The following is a 14917-nucleotide window of genomic DNA, read 5'->3' as shown; positions in this document are numbered from 1 at the left end:
CATGGCTCCAGCCCTGCGGCAGGGCTTTTTTTATTTCACATAAACGCGAAAAGACTGTCGTCCCGGTACAATACCGGAGCGGCAGTCTTTACATGTTTTATCTGTTAATCGACTGTGCCATCCTGTGGTAGGTATGACGCTCTCCACGGATGGCGATGGAATATGCCAGGATGTTTTGGGGCAATGCCATCCCCGGTACACCGGTATCCCCAATATGGTGGATATCCGCCCCCGCCATTTTACACATAAGCGCAATCTGACGAATCGTTGCCACGTCCGCACCTTCCTGAGAAGTGCCGATCGCCGTCATCGCCAGCTTGCCGCGGGCATGTACCGCTTCAATCAGGCGGTGCGCATACTCCATGGTGATTCCGGGCACCGTGCCGGGCGCCGGCAGAAGAATGATATCCGCGCCAGCATCCAGAAAGGCCTGCGCGTCCTGCTCAGTCATGATATGTTCTCCGCCCTCTCCGGCGACACCGGAAGCATGCATTTTTCCTGCCGCCAGCATCACGCGGTCGCCGACCGCAGCAGAAATTTCCCTGAGTGCTTTTTCAATGGCTTCATTGCTGACGCCGTTGCCGGGATTTCCCGTCAGAACGATCAGATCCACTCCCATGTCGGCGGCAATCTTGGCATTCTCGGGAGTCGCCAAGCGACCTTCCTTCATCTCCCACAGAGTTCCTGCGTTATCTTTCGCCAATTCGTCGTTGGTAGGCTCCAAATTGATTCCCACCAGACGGCCGGTCAGCCGTTTGATCTCACGGACTGTCTCCATGGCAGGAACCTTCGGGAGCGCCTGTATCACAGGCTGCCGAACATCAAACATATTCAGCAGCACGATATCGGCACTCAAAGAGGCGGCGTATTCCGCATTAGTTACATCCACCAAAAGGGGCGGCGTAATTCCAATGGTCTCACATGCCAGGATGCGCCCCTCGCTGCCGGCAATGGCCTGCAAAAGCTCCGCTTTTCCGTAGCGGGATGCTTCCCCGGGCGTGCAGTCCAGCAGACGCTTCACGCTCATTCGTCGTCCTCCTCCTGGATCCGGCCAATGCCCTTGCGGTAAAACGGCTCGCTGCCCCGCATCCCCTGCTGCCCCAGCGGAGAGACCGAGGTGGTGATTGTCAGATCCATCCGCGGCGTACGGCCAGTCAGATAGGGGCGCGCTGCCTGGGCCACCGTTGCAAAGAGTTTCTCATCCTTGGGGCCGTCCAGAACCAGCAGATAACATTTGCGGGTTTCATTCACGATCATGATCTGCAGATAAGCCGATCCCACACCGGGAGCCTGTGCCAGCACATCGCAGATCGGGTTCAGCAGTTCGTCCGCCAAAACAGTGGGTTCCACGATCGTCACCTTGTCACCGGGATGAATGGTAGCCGCCTCGCGGGCCTTGGCCATGGCGTCTTTCTGCTTTTTGACAGAAAGAATCAGCGGCGATTCCAGGCGCAGACCATTCTCACCCGGGTTCACGATCAGGCCCGATGCCTCCTGATTCTTTTGCAGCATATTGGCAAAATCATCAAAGCGGATCATGATGATCTGACGGCTTTGTGTGGTTTTCTTCTGCCACTCATGTACCGCGTCCCAGTCGCTGAAAGCCAGATAATAGGGCTTTCCTTCCTTGCTGTTCAACATCACCAGACTGATCCTGGTATTCTTGGGCAGCTGTACACGGCCGTCCGGTCCGGGTTTCGGAGCCGGAGCCCCCTGCAAGTCAAAGATAGCCGGCGCCAGCAGCGGTGACTTTACCAATTCATTGAGAACGGCATTCAGGTTCTGCGGGCTGTTTTCATTTTTGAACGCCTCAATGGCCTTTTTGATTTCCGGATTGAAGGCCGGCGCCTTTTGCTCTGTAGTACGTTCAGGCATGTTCTTTCCTCATTTCAATTTGATCGTATTGATGGCTTCACGCAGATAGGATACGCCAACCAGTTTGAGCCCGGGGAATTGTGCCGGGTCAATCAGTTTCAGATTGTGCTTCGGAACAATGGCAGTGTCAAAGCCAACACGCCGGGCCTCCCGGAGTCTGGTTTCCAGGTGCGGCACACTGCGGATCTCTCCGCCAAGGCCCACTTCCCCTACGGCAAAGGTTTTCTCCCCGATGGGCAAATCCAGCAAACTGGAGGCCATCGCCATGCATACCGGCAGATCGCAGGCCGTTTCATCCAGCTTCAGGCCACCAACGATGTTGATATACACATCCTGGTTGGCAAAGGAATATCCCGCACGCTTTTCCAGAACCGCCAGCAGCAGATACATGCGGTTGTAGTCAAAACCGCTCGCCGTCCTGCGCGGGCTGGGGAAACTGGTCTTGGTGGCCAGTGCCTGGATTTCGCTCAGTACCGGTCGGGTGCCCTCCATCACACAGGCGACACAGGTTCCGCTGATTCCCAGCGGCCGGCCTTCCAGCATAACCTGCGAAGGATTTTCAATCTGCGCCAGACCGCGGCCTGTCATATCAAACATGCCGATCTCATTCGTGGAACCGTAGCGGTTTTTGACCGCCCGCAGCACCCGATAAGGCAATGTTTTGTCGCCCTCGAAATAGAGCACCGTGTCCACAATATGCTCCATGACCTTGGGACCGGCAATGGCACCGTCCTTATTGACATGGCCAACAATGAATGTGGGGATCTCCAGCGTTTTGGCCACATTCAGAAATCGTGCGGTGCTCTCCTTCACCTGGCTGACCGTTCCGGACGAAGACGCAATATCGGTACAGCGCATCGTCTGGATCGAGTCGATCACGACCAGGTCCGGCTTCATGGATTCGATCAGACCACAGATCTCGTCTACATCACTTTCTGCAACCAGAGAAATGTTTTCCTGGGGCACATCCAGCCGAACCGCTCGCAGCTTGATCTGCCGCACCGATTCCTCACCGGTCACATACAGCACGTTTTTGGTTTTGCTCACTTCGCCGCAAAGCTGCAGCAAAATGGTGGATTTGCCAATTCCCGGCTCGCCGCCGATGAGGATCACGCTGCCGATCACAATGCCGCCGCCCAGCACCCGATCCAATTCGCTGATGCCGGTAACAATCCGGCTCTTTTCCTCGGTGGTGCTGATGTTCTTCAGTTTCTGCGGTGTCAGGGTCGTCTGCCCGGGGACACGCGCCGGTGCATTTCCGCGGGAGGTTGCCGCCTTGGCCGGTTCCGCCACCACATCCTCGGTCATGGTATTCCACGCACCGCAGGAAGGGCATCGTCCCAGCCAGCGCGGGCTGGTCTCTCCGCACTGTGTGCAGACATAGATGGTTTTCAGTTTGTCTTTGGGCATGAGAGCCTCCTCGACTATAGACTTCTCTTATTATATCCCATTTTCCTACCCCGGGCAAGGGAATCCGCAGAGATGCCCGCATCTTTTACCAAAACAGGGTGCACCTGTGTCTACCACAGATGCACCCCGCTTTGGTTCGTTACAGCATTACCTTATGATATACCTTTTTACCCTTCTTGATGACGACGCCGTTGCGCAGCGCTTCTTCGCTTAACGTCATCTTGGGGTCGGTAGCCTTTTCGCCGTCCACGAGCACACCGCCCTGCTGCACCAGCTGGCGGGCTTCCCGGTTGGAGCCGCAAAGGCCGGCAGCCACCATGGCCGCCAGCAGGCCGACAGCCCCATCCTTGACAAGAGCAGCGTCCAGCACCGTGCTCGGCATGTTTTCCTGGTCGGCCGCACCGCTGAACAGGCCGCGTGCCGTCTGTTGCGCCTTTTCGGCCTCGGCTTCACCGTGCACCATCTTGGTCAGCTCGTAGGCAAGAATTTCCTTGGCCTGGTTGAGCTGTTCACCCTGCCAGTGATCCATTTCATCGATCTGCTCCAGCGGCAGGAAGGTCAGCATACGGATGCATTTGAGAACATCGGCATCGCCCACGTTCCGCCAGTACTGATAGAAATCAAAGGGGCTGGTCTTGTTGGGATCCAGCCAGACAGCGTTGCCCGCCGTCTTGCCCATCTTCTTGCCCTGGGAATCCGTCAGCAGGGTAATGGTCATGGCATAGGCATCCTTGTTCAGCTTGCGGCGGATCAGTTCGGTGCCGCCCAGCATGTTGCTCCACTGATCATCGCCGCCAAACTGCATGTTGCAGCCATAGTGCTGGAACATGTAGTAGAAGTCGTAGCTCTGCATGATCATGTAGTTGAATTCCAGGAAAGAGAGCCCGTTGACCATGCGCTGCTTGTAGCACTCTGCGCGGAGCATGTTGTTCACGCTGAAGCAGGCGCCCACTTCCCGCAGCAATTCCACATAGTTGAGGTTGAGCAGCCAGTCGGCATTGTTGAGCATCAGGGCCTTTCCATCGCCGAACTCCACAAACCGCTCCATCTGACGCTTGAAGCACTCCGCGTTATGGGCGATGTCTTCTTTCGTCAGCATCTTGCGCATATCACTGCGTCCGGAAGGATCGCCGATCATCGTCGTGCCGCCGCCAATCAGGGCAATGGGACGGTTACCGGCCATCTGCAGACGCTTCATCAGCGTCAGCGCCATGAAATGTCCGGCGGTGAGACTGTCTGCCGTGCAGTCAAAACCAATATAGAAAGTTGCCTTGCCGTTGTTGATGAGTTCCTTGATTTCCTCCTCATCGGTCACCTGCGCAATCAGACCGCGCGCTTTGAGTTCGTCATAAATCGTCATAAAAATCCTCCTGTTGACTGCGGCAAGGGCATAGAAAAAGCCCCCGCCAAATGGAAATTTGGCAGAGGGCGAAATTTCGCGGTACCACCTCTGTTTTGCCCACGCCTCACGGTCATGGGCCTTCGCGGGTGCAGCGGCCAAAGGGAGCCACGACACCCAAACGCTGTAACGTGCGCACACGGCACAGCCTACTTGCCATTTTCTGCGTTCAGCCTGCTGCTCCGGAAGGTATTCCCTGCGCCGCCTTCTGTCGGTTCCTTGCACCAACCGGAACTTCTCTGGGACAGACCTGCAGCGGGTACTTGTTTCCCTCATCGCATTTTACTTGTATACTGTAGCACACTACCCCGGGAAAGTCAAGGCAGCCTGCCGTCATCGGGATTTTTCAATCAGTTCCCGGGCATTGGCCAGGCTCAGATCCGTCACTTTGTCCCCGGAGATCATCCGCGCCAGCACCTGCACACGCCCTTCCAGATCCAGCGTATGAATTTCTGTGTAGGTGCGATTTTCCCGCACATTTTTCTGAATCAGCAGCTGGTTGTCGGCAAACGCGGCAACCTGTGGTGTATGGGTAATGCAAAGAACCTGCCGCCCCTGTGCGGTCTTGTGAAGCAGTTGTCCGATCCGCCCTGCGGCCAGACCGGAAACGCCTGTATCGATTTCATCGTAGATCACGGTGGGCAGCGCGTCCCGGTCCGCCAAAGCGCTCTTGAAAGCCAGCATGATGCGGGAAAGCTCGCCGCCCGACGCAATCTTGGCCAACGGCTTCGGATCTTCGCCCGGGTTGGTGGAAATCAGAAATTCTACCGTATCCTGTCCGTGGGAAGCCAGCGGTCCCCGTGTATGGCGCAGTGCGAACCGGATTCCCGGCATATTCAGGAATTCCAGCGCCGCCTTCATGTCCTTGTTCATCGCCGTAAAGCCCTTCAGACGGCTCTGCGTCAGCGCTTCCGCCGCCTCCTTGGCTTTTCCATACAGGGATTGCATCTGTGCTTTCAGCTCTGCAATCTTTTCTCCCGACGACTGGAAGGCCTCCAGCTCTTTTTCATCCTGTTCCCGGCGGGCAAGGATCTCCTCCACTTCCATGCCGAATTTCTGCTTCAGCCGATAAATGGTATCCAGACGGCTTTCAATCTGATCCAGCTCCGCCGGATCAAAATCATAGGCATCCAGCCGGTCGGCAAAATCCGTTGCCAGTTCCCGTGCGGTATAATACAGTTCCTGCAGGCGCTCCGCCAGCGGCATCAGTGTCTCATCCTGGCGTGCCGCATTCTGCACGCCGTCCACCGCGCCGCCCAGCAGGTCTGCAGCGCCCGGCTGTTCCCCGTCCTCATCTCCGGCCAGTGCCAGATGGGCCACGGTGATGCCCTGCAAAATGGACTGGGCATGGGTAATGACGTTTTTGCGTTCCTGCAGCGTCTTTTCTTCCCCGGGCTGCAGCGCCGCGGCATCAATGGCATCAATCTCCGAGGTCAAAGCATCCATGCGACGCTGTTTGTCCGCCTCATTGGCATTCAACGCATCCAGCTGCCGCTTCACCGCCACCAGTTCCCGATAGCACTGATAGTATTGGGTAAAAAGTGCCCGGTTCTGCGCGTACTGATCCAAAAGCCCCAGATGCAGGGCAGGATTCGTCAGACCCTGGCTGTCATGCTGCCCGTGGATTGCAAGGAGCCCTGCCGAAATATCCCGTACAACGCTGGCCGTTGCGGGCATCCCATTGATACGGCAGCTACCCTTTCCCTCTGCGTTGATCTCACGGTATAAAAGCAGATCCTCCGATGCCTCGTAGCCGCTTTTTTCCAGCTTCTGCTGCACCGACTGCGGGATGGATTCAAAAGTCGCCCAGATGCAGGCCTTTTGTGCACCGCTGCGGACCAAGTCCCGGGATGTACGGTTGCCTAAAATCGCATTGATGGAATCGATCAGAATGGATTTGCCGGCACCGGTCTCGCCCGTCAGCACATTGAGTCCGGGAGTAAATACAACTTCCGCCTTCTCAATGACAGCCACATTTTCTATTTTCAGGTTTGCCAGCATGGGCCAGCCCCTCCCCTGTCTCGCAGCGGCACCTTATCCGCGGCGCGTATATTGCTGCAGCGCCCGGCAGATTTCCGCTGCATCTTCTTCGGTACGCATCAGAATAAAAAATGTATCATCGCCGGAAAGCGTGCCAACCACGTTGTTCCACTGTTTGGCGTCGAATACCTCACAGGCAGCATTGGCCATGCCGGAAAAACACTTGACCAGCACCATGTGACCTGCGTAATCCACCTTGAGGACCGATTCCCGAAAAATCATCTCAAACCGGCTGGGAGAATGGGTCACCTTTCCGGAAGCCGCTGCCGGCATATACCGATAGCGTCCATCGGCATCGGCCACTTTGACCAGTTGTAAATCGCGGATATCGCGGGAAACCGTTGCCTGTGTCACATCAAAACCGGCTTCCCGCAAATGAGCCAGCAGATCTTCCTGCCGGTCGATGGGATGCTTTTCAATCAAATCCAGAATCGCCTGATGGCGCGCACTTTTCAAAGGAATCATCTCCTCATCAGCTTGTTTTCTATGGCGCAGAATTGTTCAGATTCTTCAAAGGTAATCAGCCGGAGCTTTTCCGGCGCGGCTGTAATCAAAATTTTCTGTCCCGGCAGAATCCTGTGCCGCGGACCACTGTCGGCGCAGGCCCAACAAACCTCGCGGTTTTCAGAATCCGCCACAATCTCCAGTCTGCGGGTGGCTGCAAACACCAGCGGTGCTGTATGCACATTGTGCGCACATACCGGCGTCAGCACCATCACATCCGCCATGCCATCCAGTACCGGACCTCCGGCAGAAAAAGAGTAAGCGGTGGAGCCTGTGGGGGTAGCCACAATCAGGCCATCGCTGCGATAACTGCTAACAAAGGCACCATCGCAATAGACGCGATAATCCATCGGGTGAAGCCGCGTCTGTCCGAACACTACCAGATCGTTGATAGCATGGGCGCACCAATTTGCCTGGGAGATCTCAGCCTCCAAAAGCCCCCGCTTGACAATTGTATAGGTTCCCTCTGCCAGCCGTCGGAATTTTTCCGGCATTTCGTCCACTTCACAGGTGGCAAGAAAACCCGTCCGGCCAAGGTTCACGCCCAGTACCGGTTTCTGATGGCGAACGCAAGCCTGGCCGCTGCGCAAAAGTGTACCGTCGCCGCCGATGGTCAGGACCACATCCGCCTGCTGATACGCCTGCTCCTCCGGAAGCGTCCGTATCTTCGGAAAAGAATCCGGCCGCTCCACTGCATCGGTCATCAAAACCGAAAGACCATACTTTTCCAACAGAACGGCAGCTTGTCTTGTTACCGCCAGCCCCTGATCTTTGGTTGCATTGGGAATCAGCAAGACCACCATCTGGGTCGTCCTTTCTGTCAATGTAAATTGGGTGCCTTGTCCAGTGCCGTGTGGGCAGCGCTGACCACTTCCGCGATTCTGCCTTCCGGCAGCGGCTGCGGCACCTCAGAATGCTGCACATACAGCAGGAATTCAATATTTCCTTCCGGGCCCTTGATCGGAGAAAAATCCAGTCCCGCCGCGGTGAAATGGTTGGCCACGGCATATTGCTGTGCCATCTCCAGCACTTCGCGGTGCGTGGCGGGATCGCGGACGACGCCCTTCTTACCTACTTTTTCCCGTCCAGCCTCGAACTGCGGTTTCACAAGGCAGACGCCCACCGCATCCGGCGTACAGATCTGGTCCGCCACCGGGAAAATATGCTTGAGAGAGATAAAAGAGACATCAACGCTGAAGAATGCAATCGGTTCTGTAAGGTCTTCCGGCTTTACATTGCGGATGTTGGTGCGTTCCATATTGACAACACGGGAATCGGTGCGCAGGCTCCAGGCAAGCTGCCCGTAGCCCACATCCACCGCATACACCTTGACCGCACCGTTTTGCAGCATGCAGTCGGTGAAACCACCGGTGGAAGCACCGATATCCATGCAGACTTTTCCGTCAGGCCGCATGGGAAACACCTGCATGGCCTTTTCCAGCTTCAGTCCGCCTCGGCTCACATAGCCGATATCATGCCCGCGCACTTCCACCTTGGCATCTTCCGCGATCATCTCACCGGCTTTGTCCACCTTTTGCTCGTTGACAAACACAATGCCCGACATGATCAGCGCCTTGGCCCGTTCTCGGCTCTGTACCAAGCCGTGCTGGCACAAATATTGATCCAGCCGGATCTTGCTCATACCTGAATCTCCTTTACGTTGCCCAGTACATCCGCAGCCAAAGCTGCAGCATCCAGTCCCTGATCCCGGCGCAGCTGCGGCACATTGGCGTGCAGCAGATGCGTATTGTCCACTGCATGCAACAGATAGCGGCCTTTCCAGCCAGCCTGCTGCAACGCAAAGCACAACTGCTCGCCGATGCTTCCCGTACGGACGGAATCTTCGGCGAAAAGGATCATATCGTAAGCGTTCAACGCCTCACAAAGGCCTTCCGGCAGCGGATACAGCCGTACCAGCTTAAAGCAGTCCGTGGGCACGCCTTTCTGCTGCAGCAAGTCGCAGGCTGCAATAATTTCTTCCGTCTGCGCACCGTAACTCACCAGTACCACCCTGGCACCATCCCGCGATTCGATTTTATCGAAGGTATTTCCACTGCACGGCAACGCTTCCAGGGCAGGCTTCTGCTCGCCCCGGGCATACCGGATGGCCCGGGGTCCCCGGGCTTCCGTGACCAGGTAGCGCAGCCAGTATTTCAGTTCCTCATAATTGGCCGGCGCATACAGCGGGATGCCAATCTGGCTGAAAAATGCCGTATCATAGATGCCCTGGTGGGTCTCGCCGTCTCCCGGCACCAGTCCCGCACGGTCCACCGCAAACAGCACATCCAGCTTCATCAGATTCACATCATGGATGATCTGGTCATAAGCGCGCTGGAAAAAGGTGGAGTAAATAGCCACAACGGGCAGCAACCCCTGACTGGCCAATCCCGCAGAAAAGCTGACGGCATGTTCCTCCGCCATGCCCACATCGAAAAAGCGGTCAGGATGGGCGTGTTTGAAGAAGTTCAGGCCCGTACCGTATTTCATGGCAGCCGTAATGGCGCACAGACGCGGCTCTTCCTTCCCCAGTTCTGCCAGTGTGGAGCCGAAAATCGTGGAGAAGGAATCCTTGGGGGAAAGTTCCGGATTGGTCAGGTGGTTCAGGTCAATGGAGGAAACCGAGTGGAACTCGCCCGGGTTTTCCTCCGCCTGTTTGAGACCCTTTCCCTTTTGGGTAACCACATGCAGGAAAATCGGGGCGAACTGCTCCCGCAAATTGGTCAGCAGCCGTTCCAGCATGACGACATCATGGCCATCTACCGGGCCAATATACTGAAATCCCATCTCTTCAAACATGGTAGAATGGTAAATGCCGCGGCGGACCAGCTGTTTTCCGCCCTGCAACGCCCGCACCAGCGTATCTCCCACCACCGGAATGCTGTCCAGCATGGTTTCCATCTGTGCCTTGGCGTGGAAATATTTGGGATCTGTGCGCAGCTTGGTCAGATAGTTGGCCATCTGCCCGACGTTCTTGGAGATGGACATCTTGTTGTCGTTGAGAATAACGATCAGATTGTTCAGCCGGCTGACGTTGTTCATGCCCTCATAGACCATGCCGCCGGTAAAGGCGCCATCGCCCACGATCACCACGACCTTGCCGGGTTCCTGTTTGATCTTTTTGGCCCGGGCGATGCCAATGGCTGTAGAAAGTGCCGCGCTGCCGTGCCCGGCCACGAAGGTATCACATTCGCTTTCCTTCGGATTGGGGAATCCGGAAATGCCTTCCTTCTGGCGCAGCGCCGCAAACCCCTGCCGGCGTCCCGTCAGCAATTTATGGGTGTAGCACTGATGCCCCACGTCAAACAGGATTTTATCCTGCGAAAGATCCAGCGCACGGTGCAGCGCAACCGTCAGTTCCACCACACCCAGGTTGGAGGAAAGGTGCCCTCCGGTGGAGGTAACACTTTGAATCAGAAACTGACGGATTTCTTCGCACAGCTGCGGCAGATCGTTGTCTGTCAAAAATTTCACATCGCCCGGCGCCTGAATACGCTCCAAAAGCGGATAATCCATTTTTCAGCACCTCGCAGTAGTTTTAACATTTATACCATAGGCATGGCGAACCCCAGCACAACACCCAGAACAGCGCCGGTCAGGACCTCAATGGGGGTATGTCCGACCATCTCCTTGAGTTTTTTCCCTCCCAGAAAAGGAAAGGAAGCCGCTCCCTGATCCATCCACTCGCTGAACATGCGATTCAGCAGTTTTGCCTGCTCGCCGGTCTCATACCGCACACCCATGGCATCATACATGACAATGATGGACAGCACAGCCGCAATGGCAAACTGGGATGAACTCACGCCGCAATAGCGACCTGTCGCCACAACCATCGCACAAACCGTGGCCGAGTGGGAACTGGGCATGCCGCCTGCGCCCCACATCCGTTCCGCAATAAATCGATGGAAGGTGAAAAGATTCAGCAAAACCTTAATAAGCTGCGCCAGCAACGAAGCACAAATCGCTGTCACCAGCACAAAATTCCAACTCAATGCAGTATGCAGCAATGTCATGCAGTCACATCCTCATTTTTTCCGTCGCAGCAGATCGGAAGCCAGGCAGGACAAAAAGTCTGCCTTTTCTCCCAGGCCCTGCAAGGCAGCCAGCGCTGCCTCGTTGTGGCTTTGTGCCAAACGCTGTGCGCCTTCCAGACCGTAAAGCGTGATGAAGGTCGTTTTATCGTTGGCCTCATCGCTGCCTACCGGTTTGCCCAGTTCCTCCGTTGTGGAGGTTACGTCCAGAATGTCGTCCACAATCTGAAATACCAGTCCCAGTTCAGCCGCATACTGTTTCAGCGCCTGCCGGATGGCGGGGGCCGCATCAGCTGCCGTGCAGCCAAGTTCCGCTGCCGCCAGGATCAGGGCTCCCGTCTTGTGGGCATGCAGTTCCAGCAGCTGCTGTTCTGTCGCCTGCTGAGTTTCGTATTTCTTGTCCAGTTCCTGGCCATACAGCATGCCCCGGGCGCCGCCGGCTCTGGACAGCACAGCCGCGGCATGGCAACGGCTTTCCGGTGAAAGATCTGCCTGCGCGATCACCTCGAAAGCGGCCGTCACAAGGGCATCCGCCGCCAGCAGCGCGATGGCCTCCCCATATTGTTTGTGACAGCTGGGGCGTCCCCGGCGGAAATCATCGTTGTCCATGCAGGGCATGTCATCATGAATCAGGGAATAGCAGTGCAGCATCTCCAGAGCACAGGCGTAGTCCAGAGCCAGGTCTGCAGGCTTCCCCGCCAGTTGGCAGGCTGCCAGCGCCAGCACAGCCCGGACGCGCTTGCCGCCTCCCAGCAGGCTGTAACGGGCGGCCTGCCCGATTTCCGCCTGCCCGGGAAGATACATATCGCACAGTTGCTGCAGGCGATTTTCCGCCATCTGTGCCCACTGCGCAAAATGCGAACGATACTCTTCCTGCGTCATAATGTTTCTCCTGTTTTTTCAGCCAGTTCGGCATCAATTTCCTCGACCTGAAGCTTTGCCTTATCCAGGGTCTGTTTGCAATAGGCAATCAGTCCGGCTGCCTCTGCGTACAATTTCACCGATTGGGCAAGGGGTGTCGTATCATCCTGCAGGACCGTCAGCAGTTCCTGCAGACGCTGCATTCCCTCTTCAAAAGATTTCGGCTGTTTCATAAACCGTTGTTCTCCTGTGTTTCGATTCTCTGCACCGACTGTACCAGACAATCAGCCTCCGCCCCGGCGCCTCGCAGTCGGATTTGCTGATCTGGCTGCAGATTATCCACCGTGCACACTTCGCTGTCCCGTTGGACGATGGCATACCCGCGCGCCAAAACACCGTAGGGATTCAGGGATTCCGCCAATGCCGCGGCGGACCGCAAAGTACTTTCTGCCCGGGACACCCGGTGCTGTTGTGCCTGCTGCAGCAGGTCGGCTGCCCGCTGCCATTCCTGCTCATAGCGGTTGATCTTTTGCACTTGATGCTGCCGTGCTTGCCGCACCGTTGCCATTGTATATTTATTATAGCATAACTGGATGCGATTCTGTATATTATTTTGAATATTCTGCTGCAAAATGGATATTTTTTGCAAAATTTCTTCCCGGTCAGGCACGCAAAGTTCTGCCGCCGCGGAAGGCGTAGGCGCGCGCAGATCGGCCACATAGTCCAGAATGGTGGTATCGATCTCATGGCCCACAGCGGAGACCACCGGCTTGTGGCAGGCTGCGGCGGCACGGGCGATCCGCTCGCTGTTAAAGATCCAGAGGTCTTCCTTGCTGCCGCCGCCCCGCGTTACCAGAATCAGGTCCGCACGCGTATCTTTGTCCAGCGCCCGGATGCCCGCAATGATGCTGTGTTCCGCTTCCAGTCCCTGCACATTGACCGGCGCCAGCAACAGTTTGACCATGGGCCAGCGGCGCCCGATCACATTCTGTACATCCTGCCAGGCGGCACCCGTTTTACTGGTCACCACACCAATACAATGGGGCATACGCGGCAGCGGACGTTTGCGCTCCTGAGCAAACAAGCCTTCGGCCTCCAGCTTTTTATACAGGGCATCGAAAGCCATCTGGGCTGCACCGGCGCCGAAGGGGCGCATATAGTCCACATACAGCTGAAAAGCGCCATCCCGTTCATAAATCGTGGCATGTCCATACGCCAGTACCAGCATACCATTCTGGGGCTCGAAATTCAGAAGCCGCGCCTGATTGCGGAACATGACGCCCTTCACGCTGGCATTTTCATCCTTCAGGGTAAAATACAGATGCCCGCTTTTGTAATGCCGCGTGAAACCGGAAATTTCACCGCATACGATCAGATTGTTCAGCGGCTCACACTGCGCAAGGACATCCTTGGCCAGGCGGTTTAAGGTACTTACATTGATAAAATCGGCCATGCCTGATTCTCCTTGGCTGCCAAAACGGAAATCCCGATTGCGTTATCACTGGCGAATTTTCCCGGCACAAAATGAGCCCCGGGTACCCGATGCATCACATAGGTCTTGATCAGCTCACTGCTCATCACGCCGCCTGCAAATACCACCGGCAAGCCGGGGTGTTCCCGCAGCGCCGCATCCGCCATTCGTACCAGCGTCTCCCCAATGCATAAAAGACAATATTTGCAGACATAGGCAGCCGTCTTGCCTTCCTGCAGTAGTCTGGCACACTGATTTTCCAGCCCGGACAAACTGCATTCCATCCCACGGACACTTACCTTCGGGCGAATCTTGTCCGGGCACTGCGCCGCCTGCTCACTCACGTAGGTTCCTGCCGGGAACGGGAATCCCAGTTTCACACCCAGCCGATCGACAGCCTGGCCCGCATACAGGTCACTGCTGGTACCCAGCGGCACAATGGCGTCCGCCCCCTGACACAGCAGAAGGTCTGTGGTTCCGCCCGACACATGAAAGACAAGCACTTCCTGTGTGAACAGGCTGATCTCGCCGGTGGCAAACAGTGCGGCAGCAATATGCCCCTGCTGGTGTGTTGTCTGCAGTAACGGAAGGTTCCGGGCCAATGCAAAGGCCGAGGCCGCATTGACGCCTGCCAGAAAGCAAGGCATGTAGGAGCCTTCCACCGGGCGGGGTTTGGCAGATACGCCCACCGCTTCGACGCGGGTCAAATCCACCTTGCTTCCCAGTTCCGCCAGCATCGGCGGCAAAGCACAGGTATGGTGAAACAGGGCATCACTCTGGCGCAGCCCCATCTGTCCCGGCTTGACCGGCAAAAACTTTTTGCAATCGCAAACAACCTCTCCGGCATTTGTGTCAAACACAGCCAGAGAGGTTGCATAATTGCTGGTATCGATCCCCAGCGTCAGCATGTTGCTTCCGGGTGTTCTTCCCGCTCGCGGGCTACCGTGCCAAGCAAACCGTTGACAAACTGATAATCGTTATCGGCGCCGTATTTTTTGACGATCTCCACCGCCTCGTTGATGGCAACGCCCGGCTTTTGTTCTTCCCCATACAGCATTTCTGCCAATGCCAACCGAAGCGCAACCAGACTGACGCGCGGCACACGATTGAGTTTCCATCCCTTCAGGTGGCTCTCAATCATCGCATCCAGTTCTGCAGCGTGATCGTTCATGGCTGCCAGCAACTGGTGTGCAAATGCATCTGCCTCCGGCTGTTCAGCGCCGGTCGGCAGGCTGGGAGCCTCCGGTTCGAATGTGGCGGCAAATGCCGTCAGAAAAGCCGCCTCACGGGATTCGCGGCGGGTGAGCTTTTTTCCCATACTTGGTTTCC

The 14917-nt window shown here is 56.4% G+C and carries 15 protein-coding genes and 1 other annotated feature; all 15 genes read right to left on the bottom strand.

The features are described 5' to 3' along the window. Positions 1-97: 97 nt before the first annotated feature. Positions 98-1027 (bottom strand): haloacid dehalogenase-like hydrolase, encoded by a 930-nt coding sequence (locus ABGT73_RS05235; RefSeq protein ID WP_346668758.1) that lies wholly within the window; start codon positions 1025-1027, stop codon positions 98-100. Then, entirely contained in the window at positions 1024-1875 is an 852-nt protein-coding gene (locus tag ABGT73_RS05230; RefSeq protein WP_346668757.1) for an enhanced serine sensitivity protein SseB C-terminal domain-containing protein, read from the bottom strand. Before ABGT73_RS05230 ends, ABGT73_RS05235 begins: the two co-directional genes overlap by 4 nt. A 9-nt stretch (positions 1876-1884) precedes the next feature. Continuing rightward, on the bottom strand, positions 1885-3285 hold the full coding sequence (radA, locus tag ABGT73_RS05225) for a DNA repair protein RadA (RefSeq protein ID WP_346668756.1): 1401 nt from the start codon (positions 3283-3285) through the stop codon (positions 1885-1887). Between the two features lie 139 nt (positions 3286-3424). After that, positions 3425-4645, bottom strand: coding sequence for a tyrosine--tRNA ligase (gene tyrS, locus ABGT73_RS05220; RefSeq protein WP_346668755.1), 1221 nt, complete (start codon positions 4643-4645; stop codon positions 3425-3427). 61 nt (positions 4646-4706) lie between these two features. Then, positions 4707-4969, bottom strand: a binding site (T-box leader). A gap of 48 nt (positions 4970-5017) precedes the next feature. After that, entirely contained in the window at positions 5018-6685 is a 1668-nt protein-coding gene (gene recN / locus ABGT73_RS05215; RefSeq protein WP_346668754.1) for a DNA repair protein RecN, read from the bottom strand. A 33-nt stretch (positions 6686-6718) separates the two neighbouring features. Then, positions 6719-7189, bottom strand: coding sequence for an arginine repressor (locus ABGT73_RS05210; RefSeq protein ID WP_346668753.1), 471 nt, complete (start codon positions 7187-7189; stop codon positions 6719-6721). Continuing rightward, positions 7186-8031 carry an NAD(+)/NADH kinase gene (locus ABGT73_RS05205; protein WP_346668752.1) on the bottom strand — a complete coding sequence of 282 codons (846 nt, stop codon included), beginning with the start codon at positions 8029-8031 and terminating at the stop codon, positions 7186-7188. The genes ABGT73_RS05210 and ABGT73_RS05205 overlap by 4 nt, the downstream gene beginning before the upstream one ends. 17 nt (positions 8032-8048) lie before the next feature. After that, on the bottom strand, positions 8049-8870 hold the full coding sequence (locus ABGT73_RS05200) for a TlyA family RNA methyltransferase (protein WP_346668751.1): 822 nt from the start codon (positions 8868-8870) through the stop codon (positions 8049-8051). Beyond that, complete coding sequence (gene dxs / locus ABGT73_RS05195) at positions 8867-10741, bottom strand: 1-deoxy-D-xylulose-5-phosphate synthase (protein ID WP_346668750.1); 1875 nt, start codon at positions 10739-10741, stop codon at positions 8867-8869. The genes ABGT73_RS05200 and dxs overlap by 4 nt, the downstream gene beginning before the upstream one ends. Positions 10742-10770: 29 nt before the next feature. After that, the gene (locus ABGT73_RS05190; RefSeq protein WP_346668749.1) at positions 10771-11238 is read right to left on the bottom strand and encodes a divergent PAP2 family protein; all 468 of its coding nucleotides are present in this window, start codon (positions 11236-11238) and stop codon (positions 10771-10773) included. A 12-nt stretch (positions 11239-11250) separates the two neighbouring features. Next, the gene (locus ABGT73_RS05185) at positions 11251-12138 is read right to left on the bottom strand and encodes a polyprenyl synthetase family protein (RefSeq protein ID WP_346668748.1); all 888 of its coding nucleotides are present in this window, start codon (positions 12136-12138) and stop codon (positions 11251-11253) included. After that, positions 12135-12350, bottom strand: a complete 216-nt coding sequence (gene xseB, locus ABGT73_RS05180) for an exodeoxyribonuclease VII small subunit (RefSeq protein WP_346668747.1) — start codon at positions 12348-12350, stop codon at positions 12135-12137. The genes ABGT73_RS05185 and xseB overlap by 4 nt, the downstream gene beginning before the upstream one ends. Further along, on the bottom strand, positions 12347-13570 hold the full coding sequence (gene xseA, locus ABGT73_RS05175) for an exodeoxyribonuclease VII large subunit (protein WP_346668746.1): 1224 nt from the start codon (positions 13568-13570) through the stop codon (positions 12347-12349). Before xseA ends, xseB begins: the two co-directional genes overlap by 4 nt. Continuing rightward, positions 13549-14496, bottom strand: a complete 948-nt coding sequence (locus ABGT73_RS05170) for a glycoprotease (RefSeq protein ID WP_346668745.1) — start codon at positions 14494-14496, stop codon at positions 13549-13551. Before ABGT73_RS05170 ends, xseA begins: the two co-directional genes overlap by 22 nt. Beyond that, on the bottom strand, positions 14490-14906 hold the full coding sequence (gene nusB, locus ABGT73_RS05165) for a transcription antitermination factor NusB (protein WP_346668744.1): 417 nt from the start codon (positions 14904-14906) through the stop codon (positions 14490-14492). Before nusB ends, ABGT73_RS05170 begins: the two co-directional genes overlap by 7 nt. Between the last annotated feature and the right edge of the window lie 11 nt (positions 14907-14917).

The organism is uncultured Subdoligranulum sp. (genome assembly GCF_963931595.1).
Lineage (GTDB): Bacteria > Bacillota > Clostridia > Oscillospirales > Ruminococcaceae > Gemmiger.
The sequence above is the reverse complement of the archived record's forward strand: the minus strand, read 5'-3'. Positions and strand labels throughout refer to the sequence as shown.